This window comes from Corynebacterium sp. LaCa78 (assembly GCF_046717505.1).
Classification (GTDB): Bacteria; Actinomycetota; Actinomycetes; order Mycobacteriales; family Mycobacteriaceae; genus Corynebacterium.
In genome coordinates, this window is record NZ_CP177112.1 from 13,628 (window position 1) to 30,914 (window position 17,287).

General features: G+C 59.5%; 16 protein-coding genes and 1 tRNA gene. 9 read left to right on the forward strand and 8 right to left on the reverse strand.

What is annotated here, in order from left to right; translation table 11 throughout:
- Positions 1 to 25: 25 nt before the first annotated feature.
- Complete coding sequence (locus ACLI1O_RS00070; RefSeq protein WP_239269554.1) at positions 26 to 1,234, reverse strand: IS1249 family transposase; 1,209 nt, start codon at positions 1,232 to 1,234, stop codon at positions 26 to 28.
- Positions 1,235 to 2,218: 984 nt separating this feature from the next.
- Positions 2,219 to 2,434 (reverse strand): hypothetical protein, encoded by a 216-nt coding sequence (locus tag ACLI1O_RS00075; RefSeq protein WP_349819933.1) that lies wholly within the window; start codon positions 2,432 to 2,434, stop codon positions 2,219 to 2,221.
- Positions 2,435 to 2,440: 6 nt separating this feature from the next.
- Here ACLI1O_RS00075 and ACLI1O_RS00080 point away from each other — a divergent pair, with 6 nt between their 5' ends.
- Positions 2,441 to 4,420, forward strand: a complete 1,980-nt coding sequence (locus tag ACLI1O_RS00080; protein WP_349883441.1) for a copper-translocating P-type ATPase — start codon at positions 2,441 to 2,443, stop codon at positions 4,418 to 4,420.
- An 89-nt stretch (positions 4,421 to 4,509) separates the two neighbouring features.
- On the forward strand, positions 4,510 to 4,995 hold the full coding sequence (locus tag ACLI1O_RS00085; RefSeq protein ID WP_005276035.1) for a MarR family winged helix-turn-helix transcriptional regulator: 486 nt from the start codon (positions 4,510 to 4,512) through the stop codon (positions 4,993 to 4,995).
- On the opposite strand, the gene ACLI1O_RS00090 is transcribed toward ACLI1O_RS00085, so the two are convergent.
- Both ACLI1O_RS00090 and ACLI1O_RS00095 read right to left on the reverse strand, forming a co-directional pair.
- Positions 4,992 to 5,543 carry a DNA-3-methyladenine glycosylase gene (locus ACLI1O_RS00090; RefSeq protein WP_239269552.1) on the reverse strand — a complete coding sequence of 184 codons (552 nt, stop codon included), beginning with the start codon at positions 5,541 to 5,543 and terminating at the stop codon, positions 4,992 to 4,994. The two genes, ACLI1O_RS00085 and ACLI1O_RS00090, sit on opposite strands and share 4 nt — an antisense overlap.
- Positions 5,543 to 6,445, reverse strand: a complete 903-nt coding sequence (locus ACLI1O_RS00095; RefSeq protein ID WP_239269551.1) for a polysaccharide deacetylase family protein — start codon at positions 6,443 to 6,445, stop codon at positions 5,543 to 5,545. Before ACLI1O_RS00095 ends, ACLI1O_RS00090 begins: the two co-directional genes overlap by 1 nt.
- Before the next feature lie 168 nt (positions 6,446 to 6,613).
- Between ACLI1O_RS00095 and ACLI1O_RS00100 the strand changes: the two genes are divergently transcribed.
- Positions 6,614 to 6,686, forward strand: a tRNA-Ala gene (locus tag ACLI1O_RS00100).
- A 53-nt stretch (positions 6,687 to 6,739) separates the two neighbouring features.
- Here ACLI1O_RS00100 and ACLI1O_RS00105 read toward each other — a convergent pair.
- The 3 genes from ACLI1O_RS00105 to ACLI1O_RS00115 form a co-directional block, all read right to left on the reverse strand.
- Positions 6,740 to 7,213, reverse strand: a complete 474-nt coding sequence (locus ACLI1O_RS00105; protein ID WP_005276043.1) for a GNAT family N-acetyltransferase — start codon at positions 7,211 to 7,213, stop codon at positions 6,740 to 6,742.
- A 35-nt stretch (positions 7,214 to 7,248) separates the two neighbouring features.
- Positions 7,249 to 7,452, reverse strand: a complete 204-nt coding sequence (locus ACLI1O_RS00110) for a hypothetical protein (RefSeq protein WP_005276046.1) — start codon at positions 7,450 to 7,452, stop codon at positions 7,249 to 7,251.
- A 119-nt stretch (positions 7,453 to 7,571) separates the two neighbouring features.
- The gene (locus tag ACLI1O_RS00115) at positions 7,572 to 8,246 is read right to left on the reverse strand and encodes a hypothetical protein (RefSeq protein WP_239269550.1); all 675 of its coding nucleotides are present in this window, start codon (positions 8,244 to 8,246) and stop codon (positions 7,572 to 7,574) included.
- Between the two features lie 286 nt (positions 8,247 to 8,532).
- Here ACLI1O_RS00115 and ACLI1O_RS00120 point away from each other — a divergent pair, with 286 nt between their 5' ends.
- From ACLI1O_RS00120 to ACLI1O_RS00145, 6 genes are all read left to right on the forward strand, one after another.
- Positions 8,533 to 9,465 carry a methylenetetrahydrofolate reductase gene (locus tag ACLI1O_RS00120; RefSeq protein WP_239270122.1) on the forward strand — a complete coding sequence of 311 codons (933 nt, stop codon included), beginning with the start codon at positions 8,533 to 8,535 and terminating at the stop codon, positions 9,463 to 9,465.
- Entirely contained in the window at positions 9,452 to 11,722 is a 2,271-nt protein-coding gene (gene metE, locus ACLI1O_RS00125; RefSeq protein WP_239270123.1) for a 5-methyltetrahydropteroyltriglutamate--homocysteine S-methyltransferase, read from the forward strand. The genes ACLI1O_RS00120 and metE overlap by 14 nt, the downstream gene beginning before the upstream one ends.
- A 120-nt stretch (positions 11,723 to 11,842) precedes the next feature.
- The gene (locus tag ACLI1O_RS00130; RefSeq protein WP_239270124.1) at positions 11,843 to 13,480 is read left to right on the forward strand and encodes a dihydroxyacetone kinase family protein; all 1,638 of its coding nucleotides are present in this window, start codon (positions 11,843 to 11,845) and stop codon (positions 13,478 to 13,480) included.
- Between the two features lie 69 nt (positions 13,481 to 13,549).
- Positions 13,550 to 14,080 (forward strand): peptidylprolyl isomerase, encoded by a 531-nt coding sequence (locus ACLI1O_RS00135; RefSeq protein WP_005280498.1) that lies wholly within the window; start codon positions 13,550 to 13,552, stop codon positions 14,078 to 14,080.
- Positions 14,081 to 14,178: 98 nt separating this feature from the next.
- Positions 14,179 to 14,826 (forward strand): rhomboid family intramembrane serine protease, encoded by a 648-nt coding sequence (locus ACLI1O_RS00140; protein WP_239270125.1) that lies wholly within the window; start codon positions 14,179 to 14,181, stop codon positions 14,824 to 14,826.
- A gap of 306 nt (positions 14,827 to 15,132) precedes the next feature.
- Complete coding sequence (locus tag ACLI1O_RS00145) at positions 15,133 to 16,548, forward strand: phytoene desaturase family protein (protein ID WP_239270126.1); 1,416 nt, start codon at positions 15,133 to 15,135, stop codon at positions 16,546 to 16,548.
- Here the strand turns inward: ACLI1O_RS00145 and ACLI1O_RS00150 are convergent.
- On the reverse strand, positions 16,538 to 17,140 hold the full coding sequence (locus ACLI1O_RS00150; protein WP_239270127.1) for a hypothetical protein: 603 nt from the start codon (positions 17,138 to 17,140) through the stop codon (positions 16,538 to 16,540). The two genes, ACLI1O_RS00145 and ACLI1O_RS00150, sit on opposite strands and share 11 nt — an antisense overlap.
- Positions 17,141 to 17,287: the final 147 nt, after the last annotated feature.

The following is a 17,287-nucleotide window of genomic DNA, read 5'->3' on the forward strand; positions in this document are numbered from 1 at the left end:
GGGGTTTGGGCTGGGGGTTTAGGGGTTAGCGCATGGAGCCTTTGCGGATACCGATATCGTTGGTGTGCGTGCTTTCGATTCCGGTGTCGTACCGTGCTGGTGCGCCGTCGAGGTCGTTAGCCGTGTTGTTGGTGGACGCAGCTTGTACTTTGGCGAGTGCGCTGCGTCCCCATTTTTGACTTCGGGCAATCTCAATAGGGTCACCGGGATATTGCGTGTGCAGATGCAGCCACCAGTCCACGGCAGTGCGCTGGTGCTCCTCTGGCATTCCTCGGTGGTACCTGGCAAGGGCTTTTACTCCGGCGTTTATGCCGCCTTCCAGGCTGTTGGTATCGCGAGCGAGTTGTCCTTCGACTGCGTCTTCCTGACTGGTCAGGAACGTAAATAGGTGCTTGTTCCGTTCCAGTTTGGCGAGCAGTTCGTAGGCACTGCGGTGTCGGGAATGCATGTAAAAGAACTTCTTGTTTCGACGGAATTTCTTTGGAATCTCTTCCGGTTTGAGGTCTTTGATGTAGGTCTTCTCACTGAGCCACTTGCCGTACACGTCGTGGAATTGCTGCAGCTTCGCGGTCCATTCCGCGGCCTCATCCAGGTTGCTTACCCGCAGCAGTGACAACGATAGGCCGCGCAGTGCTTTGCCAGATGGCAGCACGGGGTACAAGCCGACGTAGCGTTGAATGTTGCGTTTGACGTGGACGAGGCAGCGTTGGATGTGTGCTTGTGACCAGGTTGTTTTGATGGCTTCTAGCGAGCCTTGGTGTCCATCGGTGGTGACCACCAGTGGGGCATGCCCGACCTTGTCGAAGAGACGGTTGTAGTTGAACGTGTCTTCTTGGCGGCACCAATGCCAGGCCACGACGTGGGCTTTCGTTGATGCCACCAGTAGGCAGTTCTGGTGGCCGAAGTAGGTTCCGTCGACAAATAGCTGGTCATAGATGCGATTGGAGTCGGTGTTGTCGGGAACGTGGACGAGCCAGAAGTTTTCGAACCACCGGGTGAGTTGCCGACGGCTATAGCCGTGCTCTGCGGCGATTGACGACAGGGTTGATGAAGACAAGAACCACTCGTAGAACATCCGGAACCTGGCAGTCTGGATGGGGTCATCGTTGGTATTGGTGAAGCTGTGGCCGCATGAACGGTCTTTGCAGCGCCAACGAGTCTTGCCTGCGGACGTTGTGCCATTTTTCTTTACTGGCCCCAGGCACACGGGGCACGTGATGTGTTGATTAACCACGCGGGTTAGTTTGCTGCCTACCCCGTCGGGTACCACATTCTCAGCCAGATACGTGGATTTCGCGCCCAGACCCCGCGCTGCGCCTCACCGCCTAGAGCGGAATCCTCGTTGCGACTGGTCAACCTAGCTACCGACGCACATCCGGACACACATTCTGTCCCTTAACCCGCATTCGCTGAATACGACCACAACACCTGCTATCAGCTTAAGATTGCACCATACATGGGAGATCGTCCGCATCCAGTTGGAGGGCATGAATGCAGAAGCTAAAATCCAAAAAATATAATTCACGAGTATCGTGGGCTGTATTTTTTGCTTCATTGGTCCTTCTGGGACTATTTCTCGGAATCGTTTTTGACTTAGATGTCGTCCCTAGAACGGTGATCGGTCTCATCTTGTTCTGCATTTGGTTCTGGATAGATTGGACAATGAGAAAGAAGTTTTCGGGTGATGAGGACTAAAGTTCCTCTTTAAAGCCAACATGGGGCACTCCAACTAAAATGGAGTGCCCCATATGTCGTTTCTTTGCCTCTTTCTTCCACTTTGAGTAGGCGAAAACGGTAGGTGAAACCTGAAGTGTCCCACTTGTGGAAGATCGCATCTTGCTGGAAGAGCATGTTAGGCAGTAAGCCCCGAAGCTCGGCGTTTCATGGCACACAGCCTGGCAATGGGCGCAGGAGGCCCATCGTGCAGGAAACTTCCCAGAACTGGGCCCAAAGCCTCCGTTATGATCCGGTTCATCGCTAAATGCCGGGACCGTTTCTCTGTCGAGTTCATCTGCAATGACGTTGAAGAATAACCGAGCTGATGGGGTCGGGCTGACCGCGCCGTGTCCACTTTCCGGGGGCTAGGCCCGTTTAAGCTGGGTGGCCATCTCGGCAGCTCCACTTCGCCTCTTATACGAGAATGGCTCCTTCCGTTCTGTAAATATACCTCCCCGGGGTATATGGTGGGGAGAGTAACCATCACTGTGTTCCACCGACGCTAGAACTCCTCTTGGTGCAGGGAGGAGAAGAAAGGAACTTCATGAGTACTTCCCACCAACACAGTGAGCATTCCGGTGCTCACCAGGCCGCGGGAGCGGATCATACGCAACACACAGATCATGGCGGCCACGAAGGGCACTCTCACGGTGACCATCAAGGTCATGGCCACGAGCACGGGCATGGCCACGGCCATGGGCACGGACACGGCGATCACGCGGCGATGTTCCGCAGCCGCTTCTGGTGGTCGCTGCTGCTATCGGTACCGGTCGTCATCTTCAGCCCTATGGTCGCAGAATTGCTCGGCTACGGCGTACCCGAATTCAATGGTTCATCCTGGATTCCCCCGGTGCTTGGCACCATCATCTTCATTTATGGCGGCACGCCGTTCCTGCAAGGCGGCTGGTCGGAACTGAAATCCCGCCAGCCCGGGATGATGCTGCTTATCGCCATGGCTATTACCGTGGCGTTCGTCGCCTCATGGGTCACCACCTTGGGGATTGGAGGATTCGACCTAGATTTCTGGTGGGAGCTGGCCCTCCTGGTCGTCATTATGCTGCTGGGCCACTGGTTGGAGATGCGTGCACTCGGCGCGGCCTCCTCCGCTTTGGACGCCTTAGCAGAACTTTTGCCTGACGAAGCCGAGAAGATCATCGATGGGCAGGCCCACACCGTGCCAGTCTCTGAGCTGGCGGTGGATGACATAGTACTGGTCCGCGCTGGAGCGCGGGCGCCTGCCGATGGCACCATTGTTAAAGGCTCAGCCGAATTCGATGAATCCATGATCACCGGTGAATCCCGCCCAGTCTTCCGCGATAAAGGTGAGCGCGTGGTCGCCGGTACGGTGGCCACCGACAACACCGTCCGCGTCCAGGTAGAAGCCATCGGAGGAGATACGGCCCTGGGCGGTATCCAAAGCATGGTCGCCGAGGCGCAGGAATCCTCCTCCCGCGCCCAAGCCCTTGCCGATCGCGCCGCAGCGTTGCTCTTCTGGTTTGCGCTAATCGCAGCCCTCATTACTGCGGTGGTCTGGGCCATTATCGGGAGCCCAAGCGACGCCGTGGTGCGCACCGTTACCGTGCTCGTCATCGCTTGCCCCCACGCCCTCGGTTTGGCTATCCCACTGGTCATTGCGATCTCTACCGAGCAGGCCGCACAGTCTGGGGTACTCATCAAGGAACGTTTGGCGTTGGAGCGCATGCGCACCATCGACGCCGTCCTCTTCGATAAGACCGGTACCCTGACCGAAGGCGCTCATGCCGTTACCGGTGTTGCAACCGTTGAGGACATCAGCGAGGGGCAGCTGCTAGCAGTGGCCGCCGCGGCCGAGGCCGATAGTGAACACCCATTGGCCCGCGCCATCGTCAAGGCAGCCGAAGACCACGCGGAAGCATCTCAGGAGCAGCTGCACAGCACCGATTTCAGTGCGGCCGCCGGCCGGGGAATCAAGGCCACCGTCGATGGGGCAGAGGTCCTCGTCGGTGGACCGAATATGCTGCGCGAGCTAGAGCTTGCCACCCCTGGGGTGTTTGATGCGCAGGTTGAAGAGTGGTCCCAACGCGGCGCGGGTGTCCTGCACGTCGTGCGCGATGGTCAGATAATCGGCGCTCTCGCGGTTGAAGACAAGGTTCGTCCCGAATCCCGCGCGGCCGTACAGGCCCTCCAAGAGCAGGGCGTCAAGGTTGCGATGATCACTGGCGATGCCACGCAGGTCGCCGAGGCCGTTGGCGAAGAATTGGGTATTGACGAGGTCTTTGCCGAAGTCCTGCCGCAGGACAAGGACTCCAAGGTCACCGAATTACAGGAGCGCGGTCTAGCCGTGGCCATGGTTGGCGATGGCGTCAACGACGCCCCAGCCTTGGCCCGCGCGGAAGTCGGCATCGCCATTGGCGCCGGCACCGATGTCGCCATGGAATCCGCCGAGGTGGTGCTCGCCAGCGACGACCCGCGGTCGGTGCTTTCGATGATCACCTTGTCGCGCGCTAGCTACCGCAAGATGATCCAGAACCTTATTTGGGCATCTGGCTACAACATCATTGCCGTGCCCTTGGCGGCAGGCGTACTCGCACCCATCGGTGTCGTGCTCTCCCCGGCGGCCGGCGCGGTATTGATGTCGCTATCGACCATCGTGGTGGCATTCAACGCGCAGTTGCTGCGCCGGATTGAATTGGACCCAGCTCGCTTGGCACCCACCAGCCACTAGGTGGAGGAGACCAAGTTCGAATAAGTGGGACGGGCTCCGGCTACTTGGGATTATTTTAGAATTGAAGTCCAGTTGCTAAAATAATCCTCATGACCGAGCGGGACGACTTTTGGCTGGAAGAGGATGAACTAGCAGCATTCATGTCCCTGATGAGCGTGAATGTCCGGCTCACCAATATTCTAGACGCGCAGCTGCGCGATGATGCCAAGCTAAGCTTCTTTGAATATACGGTGCTCTCACGGCTATCAGAGGCCGAGAACCATGAGATGCGCATGCGAGACCTCGCCATCACCGCAAACGGCTCCTTGTCCCGTCTGAGCCAGGTTGTTACCCGTTTGGAGCGCCAGGGCTGGGTCGTGCGGCGTCCTTGTCCCAATGATGGGCGGACGACGATGGCGCACCTTACCGATAGCGGCTGGGACAAGGTAGTAGAAACCGCCCCGGGCCACGCTAAGCAGGCCCGCCGATCCGTTATCGATAACCTGACCCGCGCGCAGATCCATCAAATGACCCAAATTAATGAGCGCATCATCAAAGCCATCGAAGCCGATGAGCGCTACGGCGGGCGCTATTAATTATTTTTGGGATAGCCGCGGCGGCCGGAGACGGTCTTATCAAAGGGAATCCAAAACCGCAGGGCCGCTTCCTGGTTTTTGGAAATACCAATGCGCGGGCCGCGCACCCATTCCGGTGCAGACTCGCGCTCAGAAAGCTGCACTGGTAGGTGGTTATCCTCCAGCGTTGCTCCAAGAGCTTTACCGAGGTTCCCAGGGCCGCGGGCTAGATTATGAAAATCGCTGGTGCCGCGGCGTGCAAAGGCGGTATCGATCCCGGATAGCACCTCACCGCCGCGCAGTAGGCACCCTTGGCCCACGCCTTCGGGCGCGCACACGATATTGACATTGCGGTGGATGCCGTAAGAGGCATACACGTACAGTCGGCCCGGTGGGCCGAACATGGCGGCATTGCGCGGGGTTTTCCCACGAAAGGTATGGGCGGCGGCATCGTCCGTGCCCAAATAGGCCTCGACTTCCGTAAGGCGAATGCTCACCCCGGCGTGCGTAATGACGCAGCCAAGGAGCTGCGGGGCTACGACATCAGCAGTGTGGGAGAAATCAATCATTAACGGGAGTAGTAGCGCTTTCCGTCTACCGGGGTGCGCAGCAACTCATCGAGGCTGACCGGCTCCAAGCCCTTGGCGCGCAGGCCATCGATAATGCACTCGGCCGCATTGACGGTGGTCGGGTGAATATCGTGCATCAAGACGATGGAGCCTGGGTTAGCATCCTGGACGGCGGCATTGCAGACGTGCTGCGAGTCGCGGATCTTCCAGTCCAAGGTATCCACGTTCCATAGGGCCTGCGACAAGCCCTTATCCCTGGCTACCTGGTCAACCGTTTCATTGGTGGCACCGTAGGGCGGGCGCAGCCACTTTGGATTCTGCCCGGTGGCATTGCGGATCGCCGCATTGCCGGCGTCGATTTCTTGGGCAATATCGCCGTAAGCTAACTGGTTGAGCTGGCGATGGGTCTTGGTGTGATTGCCAATGGTATGACCTTCTGCCTGCATGCGCTGGAGCGCTTGGGGGTACTGGTAGGCGTGATCCGCTAGCACCATGAAGCTGGCGTGGGCGTTTTTCGCCTTAAAGGTATCCAAGAGCTGGTTGGTATAAGGGCTTGGGCCATCGTCAAAGGTCAGGGCCACGCAATTCGGGCAATCGACGCCGTTAGCCTGTGGCTGCGGGGCTGGTTGCGGTGCGGCCCCAGCCTGGGGATCCGGTGCGGGTGCAGCCTCATTCTGCGGCTCGTCTTGTGGTGCTACCGAGGAAACAAGATCTTGTGCCTGCGCGCGGGTGCTGTCGATGCGGCTTTGAATATCGGTCTGAATCTCAGAAACCGCGGACTGGATATTTGGTTCTGAGGACCCGGCTACTTTTGGGGTGCCTTCGAGGAATTGCGCATTGGCGCAGGCGGGAAGGGCGGCGGTGGCAAGCACGGTGAGCGCGGAGGTAAGAAGACGACGCATACTTTTCCTAGGAACGAGGACAGATGGGCACGATTAGCCAGCCTACTCCACTGCGAAGGGAATTATGGATTAAACGCGTGTGATAAATGTGATAGAAGTACATCACTGTGCCGCGGTGTCTTCGGCATTTTTGGAATGAGCGGCTGCAGTAGTAGAGTACAAGCCACTGGGGCATTAGCTCAATTGGTAGAGCATCTGCTTTGCAAGCAGAAGGTCAGGAGTTCGATTCTCCTATGCTCCACAGGAAAAGTCCGGATTCTGGTTAAAGAATCCGGACTTTAGTCATGCATAGGGCTATAAAAAGCGCTTGACCATGATGTAATGCTCGGCGTACACACCTACATGCTCGAATCCCAAGCGTTCATAAAGTCCCTGCGCACGCGGATTATCGGGGTGGACGGCTAAGGAAATGCCGGGCGCTTTGAGGGTCTGGGCGAGGGAAATGGCGGCATCGATAAGCGCGGTGGCAATGCCCTGGCCCGCAAAGCGGCTTTCTACCGCGATGGCAAATTCTGGGATGGCCGGTTCCACGAACCCGTAACCGTGATTGTCCTCGGTGCCCCAATTGAGCCACACACCGCCGGCGGGCACGAGGTCCTCCCAAGCGATGAAACCTCCCTGGTTGGGCTCCCAATTTTCCACGTAGAAGGAAAAATCGTCGGCAAAACCGGAAGAAAGCTCGCCTCGTTCATCGCCGAAGGTATCGGTCAGGAAGTTGAGGCGAGCTATATAAGTGCGATCAGATTCTTGTGTCGCGCGAATTTCCATAATCCCCAGGATATATGAAGAATCCGCCGGGCTAGTTAAGCCAAGTGGTAGTTATGCACGTCCGCGCCGTTGAATTCGCGCATTTCACCGGATTCGTCAACGGAGCGGAAGGTAGCGCCGTTATCGATGGCAAAGCGGAGGTTATCCACGCGCGGGGAGGGATCATCGGTTACTGGGCCTGCGGGGAAATAGTACGTTGAACCGTCTTTGAGCTTGACGGTGAGAGACTCAAAGCTCATTGTTTATCTCCTTGTAGAAAGCCTTAATGGGTGAATTCAAGCAGGAGATTTTTGATTAGGCAAAGCAATGAGATCTAGGCAACGCCTACTGCACCCCCACCGCGGGGGTGCGAAAGGAACTACTGCTCGTCAGATTGCAGGCGGTGCTTGCCCTCACTCTGGTGATCATCGGTGATGCGGGTGGTATCCGCTTCCTCCGCGGCGGCCTCTTCTTCCTCGCGGTGCTTGGCCAGCTGCTCATCGATGGAACCCAAGAGTTCCTCATCGCGCACAGCGCCCTCTTCGGCGAGGTCCGAATCGGCTTCGTGCTTAGCTTCGCTGGTGGAGGTGTAGACCAAGGTGGATTCTGGGGCGGTGTTTTGGGTGCCACCGCGGTAGTCATCCACGCGCGGTGGGGTCTGGGAAGGCTTGTCATTGGAGCGCAGCCAGTAGTAAATCGCACCGGTTGCCGCGGCGAGCAGGGCAACGATTCCGGCAACGGTCCAGAACCTGGAAGACTTCTTGTCCTTCTTGGTGGCTTCCTTCTTGGCCTCATCGAAACGCTCGACGGCATCCTCGCGGTAGTTATTGAATTCCTCTAGGGCGCGCTCGAGGCGGGAATGCGCGGCCTGGGTAACTGCGCCTGCCTGCTTGCGGGCCTCATCGAAGGCGCTATTGTCTTCCTTTTGCATCTGCTGGGCAGCCTCTTCGAGCGCGGTATACGTTTCGCGGGACTTTTCTTGCCGGTAATCGCGTAATTGCTTCCACAGATTGGAACCGGTCTTCAACGCCATATTCACTGCGGTGGGGTTCATGAGTGCAGGTGCTCCTTAGATGAGATTTATCTGTCCTTTCCCATCCAGCATAGTGGCCAGCTTGACACCCCACCACTGTTTTGGCGGGTGATTCAGGGAGTGGAATCACCCATAAAATAGACCGCTTGGTTCAGATTGGTGGATTAATATTCACGCCGATTTTGGCTAACCGCGCTGTTTATGGGCCTGCAAAGGTAATACCATTAGCGGCGCGCTACCCCGCAAACTGAACAGCTTGGTACGTTTTCCTCCAGACAGCAATTGAGATCGGGAAAAGGAGGTGACTATGAGCCCGCGATTTTCGGCGTCAGCACCATTGGATTCCATGAGTGAAGAAGAGCTAATGGTACCGGAGCGTTTGGCGCTATCTTTCGAGGTAATTCCGCCGCGCCATGACGCCGATGAAGCCAAAATCGACCGTTTGCTGGAAACCTTGGAAAGCTACCACCCGGATTATATTGCGGTGACAAGTTCCAAACGGTCCGGTTGGCTCGAAGGGACGACGGCCTTTATCGAGCGGATTTCGCGCACCACCTCGATGCGTCCGCTTGCGCACCTGGCCTGCACGGCTGGTTCGCGCACGGAACTTATCGGCTGGATTAACCGCTTGGTCGATGCCGGTGTCCGCGGCCTGCTGGCCCTGCGCGGGGACCTGCCAGAGGAAGGCTTGCCGGAGCACTATCCGCAGCATGCCGATGAATTGATAAGCCTCATCCGGCAACTAGAAAGGCAGCAAGCCGCGCGATTCGCCGCTGGCCGCCTGGCCGTCGGAGTCGCGTGCTATCCCAGCGGGCACGTTGAATCTAAAAACGAAGATGAAGATTTTGACGTCTTGCTCAAAAAGCAGCGCCTCGGCGCGGACTTCGCCATTACCCAGCTATTCTTCGACTCCCAGGATTACCTGCGCTTTACCAAAAAGGCCCAACTGGCCGGGGTGCATATTCCCCTTATTCCGGGAATCATGCCCATGACCAGCCTGCGCCGGGTGGAGCGAATGGGAGAGCTGTCCGGGCTCGCCGTGCCCGAAAGGGTGCGGTCGGCGCTCGCGGCAGCGACAACCCCAGAAGAAGAATACGAAACCGGCATGGAACTGACCGCCGAACTAGCCCGCGACATCGTGGCTGGCGGGGCGAGCGGGCTCCATATATATACCCACAACAACCCCGACAATACTCACGACCTACTAACCCGAATCGGAGTAGACAATGACCAACGCTAATTTCCCCAAGGCGACAATTGAGGGCTATCCCCGCATTGGCGCCAACCGCGAGTTGAAGCGCGCGCTCGAGTCCTACTGGGCCGGCCGCATCGATGCGGAGACCTTCGAGTCCGCCGCACACTCGCTGCGCCTCGATACCTACAACCGCCTGCGCGACCTCGGCCTGACCGAGGATTACGCCATCCCGGCGGACGTCGCTTACTACGACCAGGTGCTCGAAACCGCACTGACCGTCGGTGCCGTTGCCGGTGAAACCCTAGATGATGAGTTCACCCTGGCCCGCGGTAATAAGGACACCGCGCCGCTGGAGATGACCAAGTGGTTCGACACCAACTACCACTACATCGTTCCGGAAATTGCCGATGACCACGCCTTTAAGGCGCACCCACAGCGCATTATCAAGCTGGTAGAAGAAGCCCGCGAAGCAGGCCACACCGTGCGCCCGTACCTCGTTGGCCCGGTTACCCTGTTGGCCCTGTCCAAGCAGGCCGAGGGTGCAGCCAAGGCCCCGCTCGAGCGCCTAGATGATGCCGTTGCCGCCTACCAGGAGGTCCTGGCGGAGCTGCACAAGGCTGGCGTGGAGTGGATCCAGTTGGCAGAGCCTGCCCTCGTGGCGGATCTGACCAACGCCAGCGATGAGGACTTGGCTGCATATACCAAGCAGGCATACTCCGCCATCCTGGGTGCAGAAGAGCGCCCAAAGGTCTACCTGACCACTCCGTACGGCTCTGCACGCAAGGGCCTCGATGTCATCGCAGAGCTCAAGCCAGAGGCCGTCCAGGTTGACCTTTCTGTTGGCACCCTGGCCCTGGATGAGGGCTACCTCGAGCGCGTGAAGAACCTGAACACCCACGTTGTTGCCGGCCTTGTCGATGGCCGCAATGTCTGGGCCGCCAACCTGCGCGACCTGCGCTCCAAGTACGAGGACCTGGCCGGCAGCATCGATGAGCTGTCCGTATCCACCTCCGTGTCCTTGCAGCACGTGCCGCACTCCGTCGAGGCAGAATCCAAGCTGCCTGCCGATGTCGCCCCATGGTTCTCCTTCGCCAATGAAAAGGTCAAGGAAGTCGTCGCCCTGGTACAAGGCCCAGAGGCAGCCGAAGAGGCTTACAGCGTCAGCGACCGCGCTGTTCGTACCCGCGCCGAGTCCGAGCGCATCAACAACGCCGCCGTGCAAGAGCGCATCTCCCAGCTGCCGGAAGGCGAGGTCAAGCGCGAGCCGGCCTTCGATGAGCGCAAGGAAGCACAGAAGGAGCTCGGCCTGTCTGAGCTGCCGACTACCACCATCGGTTCCTTCCCGCAGACCAAGGAAATCCGCCAGGCGCGTGCGGCGCACCGCAAGGGCGAGCTTTCTGATGCCGACTACAACTCCGCCCTCAAGGACGAGGTTAAGTCCGTCATCGAGCTGCAGGAGCGCCTCGGCCTGGACGTCTTGGTCCACGGCGAGCCAGAGCGCAATGACATGGTGCAGTACTTCGCGGAGCTGCTCGATGGCTTCGTCACCACCGAAAACGGCTGGGTACAGTCCTACGGTTCCCGCTGTACCCGTCCGCCGATCGTTGTGGGTGACATCTCCCGCCCGGCTGCTATGACCACCGAGTGGTCGAAGTTTGCACAGTCGCTTTCGGAAAAGCACGTCAAGGGCATGCTGACCGGCCCGGTCACCATCCTGGCGTGGTCCTTCGTCCGCGATGACGTGCACCAGTCCGTATCCGCGGACCAGCTGGGCGTGGCCTTGGCAGATGAGGTTCGCGACCTGGAGGAAGCCGGCATCGACATCATCCAGATCGATGAGCCAGCCCTGCGCGAGCTGCTGCCGCTGCGCGAGCAGGACCGCAAGGCCTACCTGGACTGGGCAGTGCGCTCCTTCCGCCTGGTAGCCCTCGAGGCCAAGCCCACCACCCAGATCCACACCCACCTGTGCTACTCGGAGTTCGGCCAGATCATCGACGCCGTCGCCGGCCTGGACGCAGACGTCACCTCCATTGAGGCTGCACGTTCCCGCATGGAGCTGCTGGAGGATATCGATGAGACCTTCCACTCTGAGATTGGACCTGGCATCTACGATATCCACTCCCCGCGCGTGCCTTCCGTGGAGGAAATGGCAGAGCTTATCCGCGCCGCACTCAAGAACGTGCCGCTGGACCGCCTGTGGGTTAACCCGGACTGCGGCCTGAAGACCCGCGGTTACGAGGAGACCGAAACCTCCCTGCGCAACATGGTGGAAGCCCGCGATGTGGTGCGCAACGCCCTCTAAATAGAATCTGCGAAATTCTAGGTTCTTAAAGGAAACGCTATGCAGCCGGTCTGCATAGCGTTTTCGTGATCTTGTACCCACCCGCGACGCTATGGCCGGATCCGGATTACCGTGGGCGCTATGAAGCACTCAGCATTTCGCAATAGCCAAGAATCCTTCCTGTCTGATTCCCTGGCCGGGTTCATCGCCCAGCATCCCGATGCCACCTGGCACGATGCGGGCTTCATCGGGCGCAGCACCCCGCTGCGTACGGCAGATGATAAACCGGCGGTCGCGGTCATCTCCGGTGGCGGATCCGGCCACGAGCCCATGCACGCCGGCTTCATTGGGCAAGGCATGCTCGCCGCAGCCTGCCCGGGCCTGCTTTTTACCTCCCCGAATGCGGTCCAGGTCAGCGAAGCCACGCAGTGGGCCGACCAGGGCAGGGGAGTGCTGCACATTGTGAAGAACTACACCGGCGATGTCATGAACTTCACCGTGGCGCGCAACGCAGCAGAGGCCGTGGATACGCGTTCCGTCTTGGTTGCCGATGATATTGCTACCGAAGGCACCGGCGAGGGCCCCGGCCGGCGCGGTACCGGTGCCACGATCCTGGTGGAAAAGGTGGCCGGTGCCGCGGCGTATCGCGGCGATGACCTGGATAAGGTCACCGAGCTTGCGGAACGTACCTCCGATCAATCCCGCAGCATGTCCGTGGCACTGGGATCCGGCTTTTTGCCCACCACGGGGCGCGAGACCTTTGATTTGGACGACGGGCACATGGAAGTCGGCGTGGGCATCCACGGCGAGCCCGGCACGCACACGGAAAAGGTCGATAATGCCCATGCCATCGTCGCCACCGTGCTGGAAAAGCTGAGTGCTGCCCTCGACATCAGCAGCGGCGACGAGGTGGTGTGCCTGGTCAACGGTTTGGGCGGCACCACGCCTTTGGAACTGAGCCTGGTATTCGGCGAGGCGTCTGCACAGCTGGCGGAGAAAGGAATTACGGTAGTGCGCTCCATGGTGGGCAACTTCGTTACCGCGGTCAATATGCACGGCGTATCCATCACGTTGCTCAAGGCCGACGATGAGCTGCTTGAGCTTATCGATGCCCCAACCCAAGCCCCCGCCTGGCCCCATACCTTGGGCGGTGCCAAGCAGGTGGAATCGGCGCGGATTACCTTCGAGGATGAACTGCCTACCGAGGGCGAAGAGAACCAGTGGTTGAGTGACTTCGTTGACCGCGTGCAATCTTCTATCGAGGAGCTGACCGAGCTTGACCGCAAGGCCGGCGATGGGGACTTCGGTACCAATATGGAGGCGGCGCTTGAAAGCATTAAACTGCCGCTGCGCGGCGCGGATGATGAGATTTTCACCGGCCTGGCCAAGCGCTTCCTCGTCCTGGCGGGCGGAACCTCGGGCGCGGTCTTCGGCAGCTTCTTCAACGACATGGCCCGCGCGGAGACTTTAGCAGAAGGTTTGAGCAGCGCGGCGGAGTTTATTCAAGAACTGGGCGGCGCGCAGCGCGGTGATTGCACCATGCTCGATGCGCTCATTCCGGCCGCGGAGAAGGCGCAAGAAATCGGCGCAGAACGCCCAGACGAGCAAACGCTCCAGGCCCTGTACGAGGCCGCGCGCGAGGGCGTGGAAGAAACCGGAAAGATTGCCGCCAAGAAGGGGCGCGCGTCCTATCTGGGCGATCGCAGCAAGGGAGTCATCGATCCCGGTGCCCTCGTGGTTAGCTGGCTATTTGGGGGACAAGCCCTGTCGGCCGACTAGGGGAAAACGGTGGCGCGATCGCTGAGAGCGTTATGTCTTGCACAGCGGAGAGGAAGTAAATTCTTTACAATGGCTGGCATGACTCAGAAGACCGCAACTGCAACGATGCATACCAACTACGGCGATATTGTTATCGATCTCTTCGGTAACCACGCACCGGTAACCGTTGAAAACTTCATCGGTTTGGCCAAGGGCGAAAAGGACTACTCCACCCAGAACGCAAAGGGCGAGCAGTCCGGCCCGTTCTACGATGGCGCCATCTTCCACCGCATCATCGATAACTTCATGATTCAGGGCGGCGACCCCACCGGCACCGGCCGCGGTGGCCCGGGCTACCAGTTCCAGGACGAGTTCCACCCAGAGCTGCAGTTCGACCGCCCATTCCTGCTGGCCATGGCGAATGCCGGCCCAGGCACCAACGGCTCCCAGTTCTTCATCACCGTGGCGCCGACCCCGCACCTGAACAACCACCACACCATCTTCGGTGAGGTTACGGACCCGGCTTCGCAGGAAGTCGTTTCCAAGATTGGCAAGGTCGACACCGACCGCATGGACCGTCCGCACGAGGACGTTGTCATCGAGTCCATCGATATCGCCTAAGCGTTTTCCTCGCTCCGCGCCCGGCACCACACACCTTGCTGTGGTGCCGGGTTCGTTTAGTTTTATCCGAATGCCAACAAAGGGTCAGCTTCTACGCCATGGTGAAAAATTATTTGCGAACCGCCCCCGTTACCTCGGCCATCGCCGCGATCTGCATCATCGCGTGGTCAATTACCGCGGTACAAGCTCGAACTTTGGGCGAGACCTTCTTTCTCTCCACGCTGAGCCAAGACTGGGCCCTGTGGGGACCGCAGTACGCCGATGCGCCACTTACGGTGCTGTCTTCGGAATTCATGCACTTGGACGGCGGGCACCTCGCGGTCAATATGGTGATGCTCCTGCTCATTGGTAGGGAAGTAGAGCGCGCCCTCGATACCGGGTTATACATTGCCGCGTATCTGGTTTCTTGTCTGGGCGCTTCCGCCATGGTGCTGTGGTTCGATTTTGGCACGCCCACGGTAGGTGCCTCCGGGGCGATCTTTGCGCTGATGGGCATGCTGGTGGGCGTCTTCCGGCAACGCGGGATGGATCTGCGCGCGCCCATCGTCCTCGTATTGGTCAATGTGGGCTATACCTTCGTCGCAGAGGGGGTCTCCCTGTGGGGGCATCTTGGTGGCTTGTGCACCGGCATCATCTTGAGCTTGTTCCTCTTCCATCGAAACAATTCTGTGCGCTGGGCGGGTGTCGCTCTCACCGCTGCGGTCATCATTGTGTTATTAGCCCTGCGAGCTGGGGTTTGGGGATAACTGTGGAATTTGATCACCGGAATGGGTGTGCGAAAGAAATCCACAATAGTTATCCACATTGTGGATAACCACATTCTTGTAATTTACCGAACGCTTTTCCGGAGTTTTCCCTGATCACACAGGTTATAGCGGTATCGACGGCCGCAAAATCACCTGTGGAAGCCCGTGAAAACACTTATCCACAGGGTGGGGATAAGTCTGTGAAATTAATATTCCACAGGTTTCTTCCACAGCCTGTGGATAACTTTGTACCCATCGTGTGGGCGAATAGGTAGATTGGGGTCACTGACCTGCACAAGGAGGATTGTGGATAAACAACCGCACGCTGTGATCGTCGGCGCAGGGCCCAATGGGCTTACCGCTGCGGCCCGCCTCGCCACGGCCGGCTGGCGTGTGGATGTGTATGAGCGCGCCAGCAAGCCCGGTGGGGCGGCGGCATCGTCGACGGAGATCTTCCCGGGCACCATCGTCGATCTCGGCGCGGCCGGCCACCCCTTCGGCATCGCGAGCCCGGCCTTCCGCGCGCTGGATCTGGAATCGCACGGCCTGCGCTGGCGCCATGCGCGCTATCCCATGGCCCATCCACTAGAGGGCGCGCCGGCGGGCATTCTTCACACCTCCCTCGAGGAGACCGCCGCGGGGCTCGGCACCGATGCCCGGGCGTGGACCCGCCTGCACGGCCACGTGGTGCGCAATATCGACGCACACGTGAACAACGCGCTCACCCCGCTGGTGCGCTGGCCCGAGCACGCGGTCCGCTTGGTGCAATTTGGCGCGCCGGGCGTGCTCCCGGCGAGCGCGCTCGCGCGGGCGGCATTTACTTCCCCGCAGGCGCGTGCCTTATTCGCCGGTAGCGCGGTGCACGCCATTACCTCGCCTACCAGGGCTTTTACCTCCGCATTCGGCCTGCTCTTTGGCGCGCTCGGCATGACCCGCGGCTGGCCAGTGGTGGAAGGTGGTACGCAGGCGCTTGCCGATGCCCTCGTCTCCCTCCTCCGCTCTCACAAAGCCCGCATCCACACCGGCGCCGACATCACCGATGTGCGTAGCCTGCCCCGCGCCGATGCCCTGATCCTCAACCTCACCCCGCGCCAGATCCTTAGGCTGGGCGGGCTCGATCTTCCTGCCCGGACCCAGCGATCCCTGCGGCGGTGGCGCTATGGCAGCGCGGTGTACAAGGTCGACTTTCACTTAAGCGAACCCGTGCCGTGGGCCGATCCCCGCGTGGGCCAAGCGGGCACCGTCCACGTGGGCGGCAGCGTGGAGGAGATTGGTGGGGCAGAAAGGGATATCGGCAAGCGCCGCATGCCCGAAAATCCCCTGGTCATGGTGTGCCAACAGTACGTGGCCGACCCCTCGCGCGGGCTGGTGCTGTGGACCTATGCGCACGTGCCGCATGGCTATGAGGAGCGTTATCCGGGGGAGGTGACCGGCCTCATTGCGCGGCAGATCGAGCGTTTCGCACCCGGTTTTCGCGATACCATCCTGGCCACCCGCGCGACGAGCCCAGCTGACCTGGAGCGCTGGAATCCCAACCTGTTGGGTGGCGATATTGCCGGTGGCGCCATGACCGGGCTGCAGACCGTGCTGCGCCCGCGCCTCTCCGCGCACCCGCACCGGCTCGCGCCGGGAATATTCATGGCATCGAGTTCCACTGCGCCCGGGGCCGGGGTCCATGGCATGCCCGGATGGTGGGCCGCTGGGGATGTGGCTACCCCTTAATAGGAGCCCGGCGTTCGCAGTAGAGGAAAACCGCACCGATCATCCACAGCGTTACCGCGGCAAGATATCCGGGGGTGGTCGTGGTCTGCGGTTCGATACTATTGCCTGGGATAAGCCCAGTAATCAGTGGCTCCAGCACGAAGCCGAGCACGGCAACGTAATCTAGCCAGCCGAACCTGTGGGACAAAGCCCCCGCCACGCCGAAAAGTGGCCCGGCGATAAGGGCGAAGAGGAACCACGTGGCATTAGAGGAAAAAGCCGTCTGCCAGTCGTAGATACCAAAGGTGAAAAGCAGCGCGTAGTGCACTGCCAACATGAACAAGAGTATGCCGGCTCCTGCGAAAAAGGCCGATCTCCACCGGTGGGCGCACGCCTTGCCCATGAGGTAGGCAAATAATGCCCACACCATGCCAGAGCCCAGCACTGGGCCAAGGTAATTGCGTAAGGAAAGGCGCGCGGGTGCGGTGCCTTCGATCAGGGCCGGATCAGAAAACGCGATATGGACGACGGCATAGGCCACCGAGACGGCTAAGCCGGCCAAGAGAACGTACTGGGACCGGTGCCGCGGCGGTGCGGGTGAACGACTGGTCATGGTGTGCTCCTTGAGATGAGGATCCCGCCATGTCCGAGGCGAGTACTTGTGAAGGACATGAAACGGTTATAATTTCAATAATAATAATTGCATGCGCGATATCGCGGAAGAGCACTCTTAGTGGTCATTTAGACAGTAGATCGCACC